This window comes from Streptosporangium pseudovulgare, assembly GCF_014648055.1.
Lineage (GTDB): Bacteria > Actinomycetota > Actinomycetes > Streptosporangiales > Streptosporangiaceae > Streptosporangium > Streptosporangium pseudovulgare.
Genome location: NZ_BMQJ01000001.1, coordinates 267,132 through 283,639 on the forward strand (window position 1 = coordinate 267,132; position 16,508 = coordinate 283,639).

At 74.9% G+C, this 16,508-nt stretch carries 15 protein-coding genes; 5 read left to right on the plus strand and 10 right to left on the minus strand.

The window, feature by feature from the left end:
• Positions 1 to 64 precede the first annotated feature (64 nt).
• From IEZ10_RS01040 to IEZ10_RS01065, 6 genes are all read right to left on the minus strand, one after another.
• On the minus strand, positions 65 to 1,480 hold the full coding sequence (locus IEZ10_RS01040) for an 8-oxoguanine deaminase (RefSeq protein WP_229810823.1): 1,416 nt from the start codon (positions 1,478 to 1,480) through the stop codon (positions 65 to 67).
• Entirely contained in the window at positions 1,477 to 1,950 is a 474-nt protein-coding gene (locus tag IEZ10_RS01045; RefSeq protein ID WP_189244528.1) for a (2Fe-2S)-binding protein, read from the minus strand. The genes IEZ10_RS01040 and IEZ10_RS01045 overlap by 4 nt, the downstream gene beginning before the upstream one ends.
• Positions 1,950 to 2,918, minus strand: a complete 969-nt coding sequence (locus IEZ10_RS01050; protein WP_189244529.1) for an FAD binding domain-containing protein — start codon at positions 2,916 to 2,918, stop codon at positions 1,950 to 1,952. Before IEZ10_RS01050 ends, IEZ10_RS01045 begins: the two co-directional genes overlap by 1 nt.
• A gap of 2 nt (positions 2,919 to 2,920) precedes the next feature.
• Positions 2,921 to 3,967, minus strand: a complete 1,047-nt coding sequence (pucL, locus tag IEZ10_RS01055) for a factor-independent urate hydroxylase (RefSeq protein ID WP_189244530.1) — start codon at positions 3,965 to 3,967, stop codon at positions 2,921 to 2,923.
• A gap of 8 nt (positions 3,968 to 3,975) precedes the next feature.
• Positions 3,976 to 4,290 carry a hydroxyisourate hydrolase gene (gene uraH, locus IEZ10_RS01060; protein WP_189244531.1) on the minus strand — a complete coding sequence of 105 codons (315 nt, stop codon included), beginning with the start codon at positions 4,288 to 4,290 and terminating at the stop codon, positions 3,976 to 3,978.
• A 100-nt stretch (positions 4,291 to 4,390) separates the two neighbouring features.
• Positions 4,391 to 5,062 (minus strand): 2-oxo-4-hydroxy-4-carboxy-5-ureidoimidazoline decarboxylase, encoded by a 672-nt coding sequence (locus IEZ10_RS01065; protein ID WP_189244532.1) that lies wholly within the window; start codon positions 5,060 to 5,062, stop codon positions 4,391 to 4,393.
• A gap of 340 nt (positions 5,063 to 5,402) precedes the next feature.
• Between IEZ10_RS01065 and IEZ10_RS01070 the strand changes: the two genes are divergently transcribed.
• Positions 5,403 to 6,251, plus strand: coding sequence for a deoxyribonuclease IV (locus IEZ10_RS01070; RefSeq protein ID WP_189244533.1), 849 nt, complete (start codon positions 5,403 to 5,405; stop codon positions 6,249 to 6,251).
• Positions 6,252 to 6,469: 218 nt separating this feature from the next.
• Here the strand turns inward: IEZ10_RS01070 and IEZ10_RS01075 are convergent, their stop codons facing one another.
• Positions 6,470 to 7,624, minus strand: coding sequence for a PucR family transcriptional regulator (locus tag IEZ10_RS01075; RefSeq protein WP_229810824.1), 1,155 nt, complete (start codon positions 7,622 to 7,624; stop codon positions 6,470 to 6,472).
• Positions 7,625 to 7,733: 109 nt separating this feature from the next.
• On the opposite strand from IEZ10_RS01075, the gene IEZ10_RS40215 reads away from it, so the two are divergent.
• From IEZ10_RS40215 to IEZ10_RS01095, 4 genes are read left to right on the plus strand one after another with little or no spacing between them, the layout of a single operon-like run.
• Complete coding sequence (locus tag IEZ10_RS40215; RefSeq protein WP_179818498.1) at positions 7,734 to 8,306, plus strand: urease subunit gamma; 573 nt, start codon at positions 7,734 to 7,736, stop codon at positions 8,304 to 8,306.
• Positions 8,303 to 9,970, plus strand: coding sequence for an urease subunit alpha (locus IEZ10_RS01085; protein WP_189244535.1), 1,668 nt, complete (start codon positions 8,303 to 8,305; stop codon positions 9,968 to 9,970). Before IEZ10_RS40215 ends, IEZ10_RS01085 begins: the two co-directional genes overlap by 4 nt.
• A gap of 19 nt (positions 9,971 to 9,989) precedes the next feature.
• The gene (locus tag IEZ10_RS01090; protein WP_189244536.1) at positions 9,990 to 11,273 is read left to right on the plus strand and encodes an MFS transporter; all 1,284 of its coding nucleotides are present in this window, start codon (positions 9,990 to 9,992) and stop codon (positions 11,271 to 11,273) included.
• A 57-nt stretch (positions 11,274 to 11,330) separates the two neighbouring features.
• The gene (locus IEZ10_RS01095; protein WP_189244537.1) at positions 11,331 to 12,965 is read left to right on the plus strand and encodes an amidohydrolase; all 1,635 of its coding nucleotides are present in this window, start codon (positions 11,331 to 11,333) and stop codon (positions 12,963 to 12,965) included.
• 546 nt (positions 12,966 to 13,511) lie between these two features.
• Here IEZ10_RS01095 and IEZ10_RS01100 read toward each other — a convergent pair.
• The 3 genes from IEZ10_RS01100 to IEZ10_RS01110 all read right to left on the minus strand — a co-directional run bounded on the left by IEZ10_RS01100 (position 13,512) and on the right by IEZ10_RS01110 (position 16,239).
• On the minus strand, positions 13,512 to 14,282 hold the full coding sequence (locus tag IEZ10_RS01100) for a LytR/AlgR family response regulator transcription factor (protein WP_189244538.1): 771 nt from the start codon (positions 14,280 to 14,282) through the stop codon (positions 13,512 to 13,514).
• A gap of 93 nt (positions 14,283 to 14,375) precedes the next feature.
• The gene (locus tag IEZ10_RS01105) at positions 14,376 to 15,569 is read right to left on the minus strand and encodes a histidine kinase (protein ID WP_189244539.1); all 1,194 of its coding nucleotides are present in this window, start codon (positions 15,567 to 15,569) and stop codon (positions 14,376 to 14,378) included.
• Between the two features lie 49 nt (positions 15,570 to 15,618).
• Complete coding sequence (locus tag IEZ10_RS01110; protein WP_189245041.1) at positions 15,619 to 16,239, minus strand: molybdopterin-dependent oxidoreductase; 621 nt, start codon at positions 16,237 to 16,239, stop codon at positions 15,619 to 15,621.
• Positions 16,240 to 16,508: the final 269 nt, after the last annotated feature.

Below are 16,508 nucleotides of genomic sequence, written 5' to 3' on the forward strand. Positions count from 1 at the left end.
GTCCCGAGTTCTCCGGGCGTCCCGGGTTCTCCCGGCGTCCCGGATTCTCCGGATACCACGGACGTCACGGGCGCGGGGGCGGGGGCGGGACGCCCCGCTCGCCGGCCAGGCGCATGAGGCGGCGATGGGCCTCGACGCCCGCCCGGCCGAGCTCGTCCTGCGGCGCCGTGCGCAGCTCGTCGTCCGCCACGACCGTCTCGCCGCCCACCAGAAGCCGGGCCAGCGGCGGTTGCCGGGTGCCGAGGACCAGGGCGTGCACCGGGTCGGCGACGGCCCCGGCGAAGGAGTCGATCCGCCACAGCGCGATGTCGGCGAGCTTGCCCGGCTCCAGGGAGCCGAGCTCCGCCTCGCGGCCCAGGTTCCGCGCCCCGCCGAGGGTGGCGGCCGAGAGGGCCTGCCGGGCGGTCAGCGCCGTGGGACCGTACCTCGCCCGCTGGAACAGCAGCGCCTGGCGCATCTCCCCGGCCAGCGAGGTCAGCTCGGCCGAGGCGCTGCCGTCCACGCCGAGGCCGACGTTCGCGCCGCGGCGGAGCAGCTCCGAGACCCGGGCGATCCCCGCGCCGAGCCGCCCGTTGGAGCTGGGGCAGTGCGCGGTGCCGGTGCCGGTGCCGGCGAGCCGGACGATGTCGGCGTCGCTCAGGTGGACGGCGTGGGCGAACCACACATCCGGGCCGAGCCAGCCGAGCTTCTCCATGTGGTCCACCGGGCGCACGCCGTACCGGGCCAGGCAGTGCTCCTCCTCGTCGAGGGTCTCGGCGAGGTGGGTGTGCAGGCGCACGCCCCTGTCCCTGGCCAGCGCGGCGGACTCGGTCATCAGCTCGGTGCTGACCGAGAACGGCGAGCAGGGCGCGACCGCCACCCGCAGCTTCGAGGAGAAGGAGGGGTCGTGGTGGGCGTCGATCGCCTCGGCGGTCGCGGTGAGGATCGTGTCGAGGTCCTCCACCACCTCGTCCGGGGGCAGGCCGCCGTCGGAGACGCCGCGGTCCATGGAGCCCCGGGCGGGGTGGAAGCGGACGCCGACCGCGCGGGCCGCGTCGATCTCGGCGGCGAGCAGGTCCCCGCGCCCGGCGGGGAAGACGTAGTGGTGGTCCGCGGAGGTGGTGCAGCCGGACAGGGCGAGGTGGGCCAGGCCGGCGCCGGCCGCCCCCCTGACGACCTCGGCGTCCATCGCCGCCCAGACGGGGTAGAGCGCCACCAGCCACTCGAACAGCGTGGCCTCCCGGGCGAACCCCTGGGAGGCCCACTGGTAGAGGTGGTGGTGGGCGTTGACCAGGCCCGGCGTGGCCAGGCAGCCGGTGCCGTCGACCCGGCGCGCGCCGGGGAGGTCCGGCGCCGGCCCCGGGCCGATCGACTCGATCCGGTCGCCCCGGACGACGATGTGGCCCGAGGGGATCTCCGGGCCGGTCACCGGGACGAGGTAGGCGTTCTCGATCACCAGCACGCCGCCCGGGAGGTCGCCGGGGAGCCTGTGGCCGGTCACGGGGTCGCCGCCTTCCGCGTGGCGGCGAGCCGTACCGCGTCGAGGATCTTCTCATAGCCGGTGCATCGGCACAGGTTGCCCGCCAGCGCCTCGCGGATCTGGGCGTCGGTGGGCCGGGGCGTCCGGTTCAGCAGGTCGTGGGCCTGCACGACGAGGCCGGGGGTGCAGAAGCCGCACTGGACGGCGCCGCACTCGGTGAACGCCTCCTGCACCGGGTCGAGCCGGCCGTCCCCGGCCAGCCCCTCGACCGTGCGGACCTCGCGGCTCTCCGCCTGCCCGGCCGCGACCAGGCAGGCACAGACGGGCAGGCCGTCGAGGTAGACCGTGCAGGAGCCGCACTCGCCCTGCTCGCAGGCGTTCTTGGAGCCGGGCAGCCCCAGCCGCTCGCGCAGGACGTACAGCAGGCTCTCGCCCTCCCAGACGTCGTCGGCCGTACGGTGCCGGCCGTTGACGGTGAGGCTGACGCGCATCAACCCGCCTCCCTTCGGGGTTTCTCCGGATCACCGGGGTCTCCGGGTGCCACGGGGCCGCCGGGCCGCCGCACCCGGCCGCGCGGCCCATCGTGCGGCCCCTCGTGCGGACCGGCCGCCCACAGGTCGTGCCAGGCCCAGGTCAGGGTGCGGCGCGCCAGCACGGCGACGGCGTGCCTGCGGTAGGCGGCGGTGCCGCGCACGTCGTCGATGGGCGAGGCCGCCCCGGCGGCCAGCTCGCCGAACCGCCGGGGCAGCCCGGGGTCGAGCCGGCCGGTGTCCCAGTCGAGCTCGGCGGCGAGGAACTCCTCGGCCGCGACCGCCCGGCGCGGGGTGGGGGCGGCCGACCCGATGCCGGTGCCGGCCCGCCGCTCGGCGGGGTGCAGGGCCAGCGCGAACGAGCAGACCGCGATCACCATGGCGTTGCGGGTGCCGACCTTGGAGAAGTACTGCGGGCCGCCCGCCGGGCGCGTCCAGAACGCCCGGATCAGCTCGTCGGGCTCCAGGGCGCTGCGCTTGACACCGAGGTAGAACTCCTCCGCCGGGATCATCCGCACCCCCCGGGCGGCCGACTCGACCTCGATCTCGGCGCCGGCGGCGAGCAGCGGCGGGTGGCCGTCCCCGGCGGGCGAGGCCGCGCCGAGGTTGCCGCCCACGGTGCCCCGGTTGCGGATCTGCGGCGAGCCGACCGTGCGGGCGGCCTGCGCCAGCCCGGGCAGCCGGTCCCCCAGCTCGGCGATCAGCCGCGCGTACGTCACGCCCGCGCCGACCCGGAGCCGCCCGTCCTCCTCGGCGCTCCACTCGCCGAGTGCGGCCACCCGGTTCAGGTCGAGCAGCGCGTCGGGCCGGCGGACGTCGAAGTTGAGCTCGACCATCACGTCGGTGCCGCCCTGGACGGGCACGGCCCCGGGCCGCTCCGCCTTGGCCTCCAGCGCCTCGGCCCAGGTCGCGGGTCTCAGGAAGTCCATCGTCATTCCCAGGCGAAGCGGGCGTCGGGGGCCGCGTCGTCGAGGACGGTGCCCTCGATCAGCCCGTAGGGGCGGTCGGCGGCGTGGAAGACCTCGCCCGGGTTGTCCAGTCCGAACGGGGTCAGGTCCACCGCGAAGTGGTGCCGGTTGGGCATCGCCAGCCGTACCTCGCAGATCCCGGGGCACGTCCGGAGCACCAGGCCGCCCATCGCGTAGAGGGTCTGCTGCAGCGAGAGGCTGTACGTCCCGGCGAACGCCTCCAGCAGGCGGTTCCGCACCTCCTCGTACGACTCGCCGAAGCCGTACGGCCGGGGCGGCACGGGTGGGCCGGGCTGCGCGGACGGCCTGGACGCCCCGGGCGGCGCGGACGGTCCGGACGCCCCGGACGGTTCGTGCGCTCCGGATGCTCTGGACGCTCCGGATGATTCGGGCCGTTCAGGCGGTTCGGGCGGTTCGGTGGCGGGCCGGAAGCCGTCCGGCAGGTGCCGCCACCGGGCCGAGACCTCGGTGGCCAGGACGCGGTCCCGGGTGGGCGGCAGGGTGGTGTACTCGTCCTGGATGAAGCCGTGGAACTCCGAGCCGGTGGAGTTCAGCACCACCAGGTCCCGCAGGCCCGAGACCACGGTGGAAGTGCCGTCGCGGTCGTGGTGGACGACGCAGGTGCGCACCTCCCGCCCCGAGCGGACGAAGGAGTGCCGCTCGTCCCCGCCGTCCGGCGGGGGGACGCGGTCCCAGAAGTACTCCTCGATCTCCACCCGGGCGTGGTGGATCGAGGGGTGGGCGTCCACGTGGTGGCGGGCCAGCAGCAGCGCGAAGTCCTCGATCTGGTCCACGCCGTGTTTCCTGGCGAAGGCGTAGACGACGTTCTTCTGCGTGTCGGTCGGCAGGACCGCGGAGTTGTCCCCGGTCAGGTGCGCGTCGTCCATGGCCCCGGAGAGGGACGTGCGGACGTTGAGGTCCTTGATGTGGTGGACGACGCCGTCCCGGACGACGCGGACCAGGCGGATCTCCGCCTTGCCGTAACGGTTGGGTCCCAGCACGACCGCCATGCCTCGTCTCAGCTCCCTCGGTACGTCGAATAGGCGAACGGGCTCAGCAGCAGGGGGACGTGGTGGTGCTCGGCGGGGTCGGCGACGGTGAAGTCGACCGTCACCTCCGGGTAGAAGGTCACGATCCCCTGGGCGGCGTAGTACTCGCCGGTGGCGAAGACCAGCCGGTGGGCGCCCGTCTCGGTCGTCGTCCAGCCGCCGATCCGGCCGTCGGCGCCGGTGACGCCGTCGGCCAGCACCTTCCCGCCGTGCTCCAGCCGTACGGCGACGCCCGCCGCGGGACGGCCGAGTGAGGCGTCCAGGACGTGGGTGGACAGGCTCACGCGACTCCCTCCCCCGCGTCCGGGCGGGCTCCCGCCCCGGGGCTCCCGTGTCTCCCCGGCCCGGCCGCCCGGTGGGTCCCCGTCCCGGGGCGTCCGGCCGTCACGCCGTCCCCTCCGGGTCCTCCAGCAGCCGCGCCACGCGCAGCCGGGCGATCCCGGCCAGTTCGGTCCGCACGACGTCCCGCTCGGTCTCCTCGTCGTTGCGCAGCCGCGCCCGCAGGCGGTCCAGCATCTCCCCGGCGGTCAGGCCGGCGGCGCGGACCAGGTAGATGTGGCCGAAGCGCGCCTCGTAGGCGCGGTTGCCCTCGGCCAGCGCGGCGAGCACGGCGGGGTCCGCTCCCGCCACCCCGGACTGCTCCCGCCGCGACCAGGACGCCTCCCGCCCGCCCGCGCCGGGCGGCGCCGGGCCGCAGCCGTCACCTGCCGCGTCCCGGCTCGCCGCGCCCGCCCCGCCCGCGCCGGGACCGGTCACACCGTGAGCGACGGTGCCGGGACCGGTCGCGCCGGACGCGGCTCCGCCGTCGCGGGGCGGTTCGCCGATCCTGGGGTGGGCGGCCAGCGCCGTCAGCACCTCCGGCCAGGGCAGGCCGAGCACGGCCGCCTCGACCGCCGACTCCAGCGCGGCGAGGTCGCGGTAGGGGCGCCGGGCGGCCACCTCCCGGGCGAAGACCGGGGACGCGCAGCACGCCAGCAGCCCGGCCTCGGCCCCGGCGGCCCCGAGCGCGTTGAACCCGGCGGGCCCCGCCGGCGCGGCGGCGTCGATGTTCGGCATGTGAGCAGTACACACAGCGCCGCCGCCCCGGTCCAGCAGCGGGAACTCCCAACCGGGCTAAAGGTTCGTCCCGGATTTTCGTGTCATGCTCCAAAAGGCCGGCGACGGGACGGCGGGCCGCGGGAAGGCGGCCCGGCCCCGCGACGGGCTCGCGGGCCGCAACGGGACGGCGGGCCGCGACCGGCCCCCGGGTCACAGCGGGGCGGCGGGCCGCGACCGGCCCCCGGGTTCCGGGCCGCCTGTCGGAGCGGTGACGAACCGGTCACCTCCGGAGGACGCCCGGGATGTCGCCGGGGAGCGGCCGGGAGACGTCGGATCCAGCGCCTAAACTGACGGCACCATGTCTTCTCTCTCCCTCATCGGCGGACACGTCTCCGTCACCGGCGGCCTGGGCAAGGGCGGCCTGAAGTGCGCCGCCGACATCGGCGCCGAAATGATCCAGGTGTTCGTCACCAACCCGCGCGGCTGGGCGCTCGCCGACGGCGACCCCGCCCAGGACGCCCTGCTGCGCGAGTCGGGCATGCTGTCCTTCATCCACCTTCCCTACCTCGTCAACATGGGCACGCCGAGCGCCGAGACCCTGGAGAAGTCCGTGGCCGTCGTCCGGCACGGCCTCCGGCGGGCGTACGCGATCGGCGCCCCCGGCGTGGTGGTCCACACCGGCTCGGCGGTCAGCCAGTCGCGTGACGACGCCATGCGCCAGCTCCACGAGTACCTGCTCCCCCTGCTCGACGAGATCCCCGAGGACGGCCCCGACCTGCTGCTGGAGCCGATGGCCGGGCAGGGCGCGATGCTGTGCGCGACCGTCCAGGACCTGGAGGCCTACCTCGCGGCCCTCGACTGGCATCCCAAGGCGGGCGTCTGCCTCGACACCTGCCACGCCTTCGCCGCGGGCCACGACCTCTCGACCGCCGAGGGGGTCACCGAGACGCTCGACGCGCTGCACGCGGTCGCCCCCGGACGGCTCCGGCTGATCCACGCCAACGACTCCAAGGACCCCCACGGGTCGAAGAAGGACCGCCACGAGAACATCGGCGCCGGTCACATCGGCATCGACCCGTTCGCCGTCCTGATGCGCCACCCGGTCGCGGCGGGCATCCCGCTGTGCGTGGAGACCCCGGGCGGCCCGGAGAAGCACCGCGAGGACATCGAGCTGCTGAAGAAGCTCCGCGACACGCCCGGCGCCTGACACCCGGCGTCTTCGGTACGGCGGGCCGCGGCGCGGGCCCGCCGTACCGCGGGAGCCGTGATCACCGCGCGAAGAGGCCGCCGCACCGCGGGAGACGGGGGTCGTCACCACCGCGTGAAGAGGTCACCGCGCGAAAGAGCCGCCGTACCGCGGGAGACGGGGGTCGTGACCACCGCGTGAAGAGGACACCGCGCGAAGGGATCGGCCGGCCCCGCCGTTCAGCGCAGCCCGGCGGCGCTCAGCGCCAGCGCGACGACGGCCCCGTCGGCCGGGGCCCGCACGTCCCGCCCGGTCAGCTCCCTGAACCTCGCGAACCGGTGCTGGACCGTGTTGCGGTGGCAGTACAGCGCGGCGGCGGTGTCGGCGATCGACCCGGTGCCCGCCAGGTGGGTCCGCACGGTCTCCAGCAGCCGGTCGCGCTCGGCCTCCCCGACGGCGGCCAGCGGGCCCAGCACCCGGCCGGCGAGTTCGGCGGCCAGTTCGGGGCTGTGCGCGGCGAAGACGTCCAGCCAGCGGTCCTCCAGGCGCAGGGGTCCCCCGGCGCCCGGCCGGACGGTCCGCGCCGCCGCCGCGGCCAGCCGTACGGCGTGCGGGACCTTCGCGAGGCCGTCCACCGGCGGCGACACCCCGCAGGGCACCTCCCGCAGAAAGCCCAGCACGGCCTTCTCCGGGTTGGCCGGCCTGGCGGAGAGCTGGACGACGAGCACGTCGCCGGTGGGCGATTCGTGGCGGTGGCCGCGCAGGCCCGAGGCGGCCACCGCGGTGGCGGCGGCGCGCAGCCCGGCGCCCATCACCGGGTCGGCCACCGCCACGGAGAACCGCCCCGCGACGTCGAGGCCGAGCACCCGCCCGGCGTCGCGCACCACGTCGGGATTGCGGCCATCGTTGTCGAGCAGCCGGGCGAACCACGCGCGCCGCTGGTCCTCGCGCTGCCGTCCCATCTCCAGCACCGCCCGCTGGTAGCCCGCCATCAGGCCGGTGACGTGCTGCTCCACCGCCTCCCAGACCAGGTGGGCGCCGCCCAGCAGCTCGGTCAGGTCGTCGGGACCGGCCCGTTCGACGAGGCTCTGCCACAGCGCCCGCGCGTCCAGCCGGCCCGCGGCCAGCAGGGACTGAAGCGGCACGCCCTGGCCGGCGCGCCGCTCCCCCAGCCACTCGGAGTGCGCGGCCAGTTCGGGCGGGGTGGTGCCCTCGGCGAGGCGGCGCAGGATGAGCGCGAACCCGATCCGCGCGCCCTCCTCGACCTCCTCCCGCGGCACCAGCCCCCGGTCGTACGGCGAAAGCGCCATCACCTTGTCGGCCCAGGCCGTGATGACCTCCTCCAGGTCGGCGAGGCGGGCGAGGGCGAGCCGGGAGAGCACGGGATTGGTCACATGCACAATTTAGCGGCCGGTTCACGCGGTGTATGACCGTTGGCTACCCATTTGACCTGCCCATACGGTGGGCGGAAACCCCAGGCCATCGGAGGGCGGTACCGGCGCTGTGCACCTGACACCCCGTGAGCAGGAACGGCTCACCATCTTCACGGTCGCCGAACTGGCGCGCCGCCGCAGGAGCCGGGGCCGCCGCCTCAACGCCCCCGAGGCGATCGCCCTGATCTGCGACGAGATCCTGGAGCGGGCCTGGGACGGGGAGAGCCTGGAGGAGGTCGTCTCCGCGGCCCGGACCCTCCTGACCGCCGACGACGTGATGGACGGCGTGCCGTCCCTGGTCACGCACGTGCAGGTGGAGGCGCTGTTCCCCAGCGGCACCGCCCTGGTCGCGGTGGACGCGCCGTTCGGCGCCCCCGCCGGGCGGGGACCCGGCTGGGTGGAGACCGGCGAGGGGGCGGTGGAGCTCAACGCCGGGCGCGAGCGGTCCGCGCTGACCGTCCGCAACGAGGGCGACCGCACCGTCTACGTCTCCTCGCACTTCCCGCTGACCGAGGTGAACGCCGCCCTGGTCCTTGACCGGGAGCGGGCCGCGGGGATGCGGCTGGACATCCCGGCGGGGACGGCGACGGCCTTCCCGCCGGGCGAGACCGTGGAGGTTCACATCGTGCGGAGGTCGTCATGAGCCAGGTCACCCGCGGCACCTACAACGCGCTGTACGGCCCGACCGCCGGCGACCGGATCCGGCTGGGCGACACCTGCCTGTGGGTCGAGGTCGAGCACGACGACGTCGTCCACGGTGACGAGCTGCTGGGCGGCTGCGGCAAGACCCTGCGCGACGGCCTGCTGGCCGCCCCGCGCGGCGACCGCGAGTCCGCGCTCGACCTGGTGGTGGCCGGGGTCGTGCTGATGGACCCGGTGCTGGGCGTGCGCAAGACCCACATCGGCGTCAAGGACGGCCGGATCGTGCCGTTCGAGGGCGCGGTCATCGACTCCCACACCGCGATCGTGACGGGCGAGGGGCTGATCGCCACCCCCGGCGTCGTGGACTCGCACGTGCACCTGTCGTCGCCCGAGATCGCCCCGGCGGCGCTGGCCTCCGGCGTCACGACGGTCGTGGGCATGGGCCTGGGCGGGGTGTGGGACGTCGGCTGCAACCCGGCGCACAACCTGCACACGCTGATGAGCTCCTGGCGCGGCACCCCGCTGAACGTCGCGTTCCTGGCCCGGGGCTCCTCCAGCTCCGCGACGCTGCTGGAGGAGGCGGTGCTGGCCGGGGCCGGCGGCTTCAAGATCCATGAGGACTTCGGGGCGACCCCGCGCATCGTGGACACCTGCCTGGGCGTGGCCGAGCAGGCGGACCTGCCGGTGGCGCTGCACTCGGACTCGATGAACGAGTCGGGTTATCTCGCCGACACGGTCGCCGCCACGCGGGGCCGTACGGTGCACGCCTACCACGTCGAGGGCGGCGGCGGCCACCCGGATCTGCTGGAGGTCCTCTCCGAGCCGCACATCCTGGCCTCCTCCACCACGCCGACCATCCCCTACACGGTCAACACGGCCGGCGAGCTGTTCCCGATGACCATGACCGTGCACCGGCAGAACCACCACATCGACAGCGACGTGGAGGTCACGATGAGCCGGCTGCGGGTGCACGGCATCGCCGCCGAGAACGTGCTGCACGACCTGGGCGCGATCAGCATCGTCAACTCCGACTCGATGGGCATGGGCCGGGTGGCCGAGACCGTCCGCCGCACCTGGCAGGTCGCCCACCTGCAGGCGCTGCGCGCCGGTGAGGGCGGCCCCGGCCTGCCGGACGGCCGGGCCGGCAACGAGCGGGTGCTGCGCTACCTGGCCAAGCTGACGCTGAACCCGGCGGTCGCGCACGGCATGGCCCACGAGGTCGGCACCCTGCTGCCGGGGCGGCTGGCCGACATCGTGCTGTGGCACCCGGCGTGGTTCGGCACCAAGCCCGAACTGGTGCTCAAGGGCGGCTTCGTGGCCCACGGCGTCTCGGGCAGCGGCTCGGGCTCGACCCGGCTGACCCAGCCGCGCTCCTACCGCCCCTACTTCGGCGGGCTCGGCGACGCGCCGAGCCTGCTGTCACGGATCTTCGTCGCCCACGAGGCGCTGGAGTCCGCCGAGGCCCGCGACGCGCTGCCCACCGGCGTGCGGTACGCGGCCGTCCGGCGGTCACGCGGTCTGACCAGGGCCGACATGTGCCGCAACACCGCGACCCCGCGGGTCGAGGTGCCCCGCGAGCCCGGCCCCGTCCTGGTGGACGGCGCCGAGGTGGACCTGGCGCCCGCGACCGAGGTCCCGCTCGCCCGTCTCCATCACTTCGCCTAGACCCCCTGGTGATCCCCATATGAGTTCCCCGAACGCCCGCGGCGCGGGCATCGCGTCCTTCGTCGGCACCTCCATCGAGTGGTACGACTTCTACATCTACGGCACCGCCTCGGCCCTGGTCTTCGGCAGGCTCTTCTTCCCCGAGGCCAGCCCGGCCGCCGGGGTGATGGCCTCCTTCGCCACCTTCTGGGTGGGCTTCCTGGCCCGCCCGCTGGGCGGCGTGGTCTTCGGCCACCTCGGCGACCGCATCGGCCGCAAGCGCACCCTGGTGGCCACGCTGCTGCTGATGGGCGGCGCGACCACGCTGGTGGGCGTGCTGCCCACCTACGCGACGGCCGGGGTGCTCGCCCCGGTCCTGCTGGCGGCGCTGCGCCTGGTGCAGGGCATCGCGGTCGGCGGCGAGTGGGGCGGCGCGGTGCTGATCGCCGCCGAGCACGCCGGGCCGAAGCGGATCTTCTACGCGGCCTTCGCCCAGCAGGGCTCCCCCGCCGGGTCGATCCTCGCCACCGGCATGTTCGCGCTGGTCAGCCTCATGCCCGACGAGAGCTTCATGTCGTACGGCTGGCGCCTCCCGTTCCTGGCGTCGGCCGTGCTGCTGGTGGTGGGCCTGGTCATCCGGCTGCGGGTGGAGGAGTCGCCGGAGTTCGTGCGGATGCGCGAGCAGCGCGAGGTCGCCAAGCTGCCGGTCGCGGAGGTGTTCCGCTCGGCGTGGCCGCTGGTGCTGCTGGGCATCGGCGCGAGCGGCGTCGGCATCGCCTCCGCCTACTTCACCAACACCTTCATCCTGTCGTGGGCCACCACCGACCTGGGCATCGCCAAGAGCACCATGCTGAACGTGCTGCTCATCGTGGCGGTCGTGCAGTTCGTCACCCAGCCGATCGGCGCGGTGCTCGGCCAGCGGATGGGCGCCGCCCGCTTCATGCTGGCCGTCCTCGGCGTGCTGATCGTCTGTACCCCGGTCACGTTCGTCATGGTGGGCACCGGCAGCCCGGTGCTGGTCACGCTCGGCCTGGCGCTGAGCATCGTGTTCAGCGGCTCGTCCTACGCGGCGCTGGCCGGGTTCCTCGCCGAGGCGTTCCCCGCGCGGGTCCGCTACACCGGCATCTCCCTGGCCTACCAGCTCTGCGGCGCGCTGATCGGCGGCACCACCCCGATGATCGCCCAGGCGCTGCTGGAGTCGACCGGGTCGATCTGGCCGGTCGTCGCGCAGTACCTCGTCATCATCGTGCTCACCATGGCCTGCGTCGCCGCGCTGCGCCGCCGTTCGGCGGTCGCCGCGGAGCCGGTCCCGGCGAGCGCCTGAGAAGAAGAAGTCCGAGCACGGCCCCTTCGCCGAAGGGGGCGGAGGGAAAGGATCGTCATGCGCCTGGACGCCCTGTTCGTCAACGGCCGGTTCGCCACGCTGGACCCCGGCCGGCCCGAGGCCACCCGGCTGGGGGTGTTCGGCGGCCGGGTCGCCGGCCTGGACGAGGAGCTGGACGGGGTCACCGCCGACGTGGTGGTCGACCTCGGCGGCGCCCGGGTGGTGCCGGGCTTCAACGACGCCCACCACCACCTGAGCATGCGCGGGCAGCGGCTGCGCGAGCTGAACCTGCGGGCCGGCCAGGTCTCCTCGCTGGAGGAGCTGTACGCCAAGGTCGCCGAGCGGGCGGCCGGGCTGCCGCCGGACGCGTGGGTGCGCGGCGCCGGCTACGACCAGAACAAGCTGGGCGGGCGGCACCCCACCCGTGAGGCCCTCGACAAGGCGTCGGGCGGGCGGCCGGTCTGGCTGCAGCACGTCTCGGCGCACATGGGCGTCGCCAGTACCGCGGCGTTCGCCCTGATGGGCTTCTCCCGGCTGGAGGACGTCCCGGACGTCCCCGGCGGCACGGTCGGTCGCGACGCGGCGGGCCTGCCGGACGGCCTGCTCGCCGAGCAGGCCCAGGACCTCGCCCTCCGGGTGCTGCGGCCGGTCCCCCACGACGACTTCGTCGAGGGCATCGGGCTCGCCAGCCGGGTGGCCGCTGCCGAGGGCCTGACCAGCTTCGCCGAGCCCGGCGTGGGCCGCGGCCTGGCCGGCAACGGCGCCTGGGACGTGGCCGCCTTCCAGGAGGCCGTACGGCGCGGCCTGCTGCTGCAGCGTGCCACCCTCATGCCGGGCTCGCCCAACCTGCACGAGGTGGGCCCGGAGGAGTTCGGGCTGGACCTCGGGATCGGCACCGGGCTCGGGGACGAGCGGCTGCGGATCGGCCCCGTCAAGCTGTTCTCCGACGGCTCGCTGATCGGCAGGACCGCCGCCATGTGCTGCGACTACCAGGGCGAGCCGGGCAACCGGGGGCTGCTGCAGGAGGAGGCCGAGGCACTGCGCGCGTTCGTCCTGCGCGCCCACGCCTCCGGCTGGCAGATCGCCGCGCACGCCATCGGCGACCACGCGGTCGAGGTGATCCTGGACGCCTACGAGGAGGCCCAGGCCGCGCGTCCGCGGCCCGGGATCCGCCACCGGATCGAGCACTGCGCGGTCACCAGTGAGGAGCAGGTGGCCAGGATCGCCCGGCTGGGCGTGGTCCCGGTCCCGCAGGGCCGGTTCATCTCCGAGCTGGGCGACGGCATGCTCGCCGCGCTGGGCCCGGAACGCTCGCGCGGCTGCTACCGGCAGCGGTCGTTCCTCGACGCGGGGATCACGCTGCCCGGCAGCTCCGACTGCCCGGTGGCCGACGGCGCGCCGCTGCTCGGCATCCACGACCTCGTCAACCAGCGGACCGCGTCCGGCGCCCCGTTCAACCCGGACGAGGCGCTGACCGTCACGCAGGCGCTGCGCGCCTACACGGTCGGCTCGGCGTACGCGGAGCACGAGGAGCACCGCAAGGGCACCCTCGCCCGGGGCATGCTCGCCGACTTCGCCGTGCTGTCGGACGACCTGCTCGCGGTGCCCGCCGAGCGCATCCGCGATCTGACGGTGCTGGCCACCGCGGTGGGCGGCGTCCTGGTCCACGACGCGGCGGGGTTCGCCCGCTGACACCGTCCCCTCCGGACCGCCGCGCCACCCCCCGTGACGCGGCGGTCCCCCGCCGCCCGCGCCTTCCCCCGGTGGCGCGGGCGGCCCCCGCGCCGCCGGACGGGTCGCGCCGGTCGGCGAAGCCGAGCGGGACGCCCGTTCCCGCGATCCGGCCGCCCCCGCGGACCGGATCACGGCTCCCCGCCGCCGGAGGCGGCGCGGGCGTCCCGTCGCACCGGAGCCGGCCGGGCCCTCCCCCGAGCCCGGCGCGGGTGGCGCGAGGAATCGGCCACCCGGAATCCCGCCGCGTCAGACCACGTCAGGGGCCTTCCGGCCCCTCGTCCCCCCCGCTGACCCGGCGGTTTCGGCTCTCCGGTTGTGAGAACACTAGAGCGGCGCCCCCGCGGGTGAACCGGGGTTCACGCGCAGCGCGGTCAGCGGCGCGTAGTTGTCGCCGTACGGAGGGTGCCGACGCGACGAGCGGCGTCCGGGAGACGACGAACGGTCGCCGGAGACCCCATGAGCCCCGTCCGCACCATGAGACACATGAGCATCGAGGTCCGGGACTCACGATCCGCCGGCCGCGCCGGAGGGCACCGGCCGGTCCTGGAACTGGCGGACGAGCCGCTCGCGGACCTGCCGGGTGTGGCGGCGGCTGACCGGCAGGGTCTCCTCGCCCACCTGGAGCACCACCCGGCCGCCGTCGAAGCGCAGCTCGCTGACGTGCCGCGCCGACACCAGCGTGCTGCGGTGGACGCGGATGAAGCCGGAGGCGGCCCAGCGCCGCTCCAGCGCGGCCAGCGACATCCGTACGAGGTAGGCGCCGTCCACGGTGTGCAGCCGGACGTAGTCGCCCTTGGCCTCGGCGAACCGGACGGTCTGCCGGGCCACGAACCTGGTCCGGCCGCCCAGTTCGACCGGGATGACGTCCTCGGCGGGCGGCTCCCCCTGGGGCGACGGGGACGCGGCGGACTCCAGGCGGCGCACGGCCTCGGCCAGCCGGTCGGTCCGCACCGGCTTGAGGAGGTAGTCGACCGCCTCCACCTCGAACGCCTGGAGCGCGCAGTCCTCGTGGGCGGTGACGAACACCAGGCGGGGCGGGTTGGGGAAGGCGCCGATGAGCCGGGCCAGGTCGAAGCCGCCGAGGCCGGGCATCCGGACGTCGAGGAACACCCCGTCGAGCCGCTCTCCGGAGCCGACCATCTGCACCATGTCCTGGAGCGCGGTGACCCCGCCCTCGGCGGTGGTGACGTGCTCGATGCGGGGGTCCTGGCGCAGGAGGTGGGCCAGCTCCTCCAGCGCGGGGACCTCGTCGTCGACGGCCAGGACTCGCAGCATGCCCCCACGCTGCTCTGGAACCGCGCTCACCGCAAGAGACATGTCAACTTTAGGTAATGCTATGACTACAAATAGCTATTGAAGGGGAGGGGCTCAGGGGAGGAGCTTGGGGACGCGCAGCCGGACGGTCGTCCCCGCGCCCGGCGCGGTCTCCAGGACCAGCCCGTACTCCTCACCGTAGATGCGGCGGAGCCGCACGTCCACGTTGGACAGGCCGATGCCGCCCCCGTCCCTCCGGTCACCCGGTTCGGCGCCCAGGAGCGTCCTGGCGCGCTCCGGGTCCATCCCGAGGCCGTCGTCGGCCACGCTGATGTGGGCCTCGCGCCCGGCGTCCACGGCCACCACCCGCACCCGCCCCGCGCCGCCGCACAGGGCGGTGCCGTGCTTGATGGCGTTCTCCACCAGCGGTTGCACGCACAGGAACGGGACCGGCACCGACAGCACCTCGGGGGCGACCTCGACGGTGAAGCGGAGCCGGTCGCCGAACCGGGCGCGTTCCAGCTGCAGGTAGCGGTCCACGCAGTGCAGCTCGTCGGCCAGGGTGGTGAGGTCGCCGCCGCTGCGCAGCGCGTACCGGGTGAAGTCGGCGAAGTCGACCAGCAGCTCGCGGGCGTGCTCGGGGTCGGTGCGCACGAACGAGGCGATGGTGGTCAGGCAGTTGTAGACGAAGTGCGGGGAGATCTGCGCGCGCAGCGCCCGGGTCTCCGCCTCCGTCGCGCGCCGCCTGGAGGCGTCCAGCTCGGCCAGCTCCAGCTGGCCGGAGACCCAGCGGGCCAGTTCGGCGACGGTCCGGGCCAGCGGCTCGCCGGCCTCGGCGCCGTAGGCGGCCAGCGCGCCCACCGCCCGGCCGTCCACCGTCAGCGGCGCGACCGCCGCCCCCCGTACGGCGCAGCCCGGCGTGCCGCAGGCCGCGGCGTCCCCCGCCACGGTGAGCGGACGGCCCGCGGCGAGCGCGGCGCGGGCGTGCCGGACCGCGTGGCCGCGGTGGCAGCCGGCCGCGCCGTCCCAGGCGAGGACCCCCTCGGTGTCGGTCACCGCGACGGCGTCGGCGCCCAGCAGGGTGCGCAGGTGGCGGACCGCCTCGCGGGCGGAGCCGCGGTTCAGGCCGGTCCGCAGCGACGGGGCCGCCCGCGCCGCGACGTGCAGGGTGGCGAAGGTGGCCTCAGCCGCCTCGGCCGCCTCCTCCGGTGGCCCCTGCGGCCCCCGGTGGGCGGCCGCCCACCGGGACAGGACGAACCCGAGGAGCACACTGGCGGCGCACAGGAGCGCCCAGCCGCTGGTCGACATGGCACAAACCGTAGTCAAACCATTACGGCCCATCACGGGAAAACCCGGATCAGGGTGGGCCTTCGCCTGGTTCCTCCTGATACGAGTAGCGCTGCTCGCTCCAGGGATCGGCGACGTTGTGGTAGCCGCGGTCCTCCCAGAAGCCGCGCCGGTCCTCGACCATGTACTCCACGGCCCGCACCCACTTGACGCTCTTCCACGCGTACAGGTGGGGGACGACCAGCCGGACCGGGAAGCCGCGCTCGGGGGAGAGGGGCGTGCCGTCCAGCTCCAGCGCGAAGATCGTGTGATCGCGGGTGAAGTCGGCCATGCGCACGTTGGCGCTGTAGCCGTACTCGGCCCAGATCATCACGTGCCTGGCCTCGGGCGCCGGCGGGGCCAGCTCCATCAGCGTCGTGGCGGCCACCCCGCCCCACTCGTTGCCCATGATCGAGAACTTGGTGACGCAGTGGAAGTCGGCGAGGACCGTGGTGCGGGGCAGCTCGGAGAACTGCGGCCAGGTGAACCGGTGCTGCCCGCCGGAGGCTGTCGCCCCCATGACCTGGAACTCCCACGTCGCCGGGCGGAACGTCGGCACCCTGCCGTAGTGGATCACCGGTCGGCCCCGGGGGACGTACTGTCCCGGAGGCAGGCGAGGTTCCTCCCGTGGAGGTTCGGACTGCTCCACCATCATTCCCCTCGCCTTCCCCGACGGCACGGGGTAATCCTGCCACCGCGCCTCCGGCGCCGTTCCGGTGCCCCCTCCCGCGGTTCACGGCGCGGACCGGCCACCGGGGCGCGGGGCGGCGGCTCACGGGGTGGAGCGGCGTGGTTCGCGGGCCGTCGGCGTGGTTCGCGGGCCGTCGGCGTGGTTCACGGGCCGTCGGCGTGGTTCACGGGCGGGCCGCGGTTCGCGGGCCGTCGGTGGTTCACGGGGCGGACCGGCGCCGGTCGTGCGCT

Coding starts and splice junctions, on each gene's coding strand:
- IEZ10_RS01045 (WP_189244528.1), bottom strand. CDS start 1,950: ATGCGCGTCAGCCTCACCGTCAACGGCCGGCACCGTACGGCCGACGAC.
- IEZ10_RS01050 (WP_189244529.1), bottom strand. CDS start 2,918: ATGGACTTCCTGAGACCCGCGACCTGGGCCGAGGCGCTGGAGGCCAAG.
- pucL (WP_189244530.1), bottom strand. CDS start 3,967: ATGGCGGTCGTGCTGGGACCCAACCGTTACGGCAAGGCGGAGATCCGC.
- IEZ10_RS01065 (WP_189244532.1), bottom strand. CDS start 5,062: ATGCCGAACATCGACGCCGCCGCGCCGGCGGGGCCCGCCGGGTTCAAC.
- IEZ10_RS01070 (WP_189244533.1), top strand. CDS start 5,403: ATGTCTTCTCTCTCCCTCATCGGCGGACACGTCTCCGTCACCGGCGGC.
- IEZ10_RS01085 (WP_189244535.1), top strand. CDS start 8,303: ATGAGCCAGGTCACCCGCGGCACCTACAACGCGCTGTACGGCCCGACC.
- IEZ10_RS01090 (WP_189244536.1), top strand. CDS start 9,990: ATGAGTTCCCCGAACGCCCGCGGCGCGGGCATCGCGTCCTTCGTCGGC.
- IEZ10_RS01095 (WP_189244537.1), top strand. CDS start 11,331: ATGCGCCTGGACGCCCTGTTCGTCAACGGCCGGTTCGCCACGCTGGAC.
- IEZ10_RS01100 (WP_189244538.1), bottom strand. CDS start 14,282: ATGCTGCGAGTCCTGGCCGTCGACGACGAGGTCCCCGCGCTGGAGGAG.
- IEZ10_RS01105 (WP_189244539.1), bottom strand. CDS start 15,569: ATGTCGACCAGCGGCTGGGCGCTCCTGTGCGCCGCCAGTGTGCTCCTC.
- IEZ10_RS01110 (WP_189245041.1), bottom strand. CDS start 16,239: ATGGTGGAGCAGTCCGAACCTCCACGGGAGGAACCTCGCCTGCCTCCG.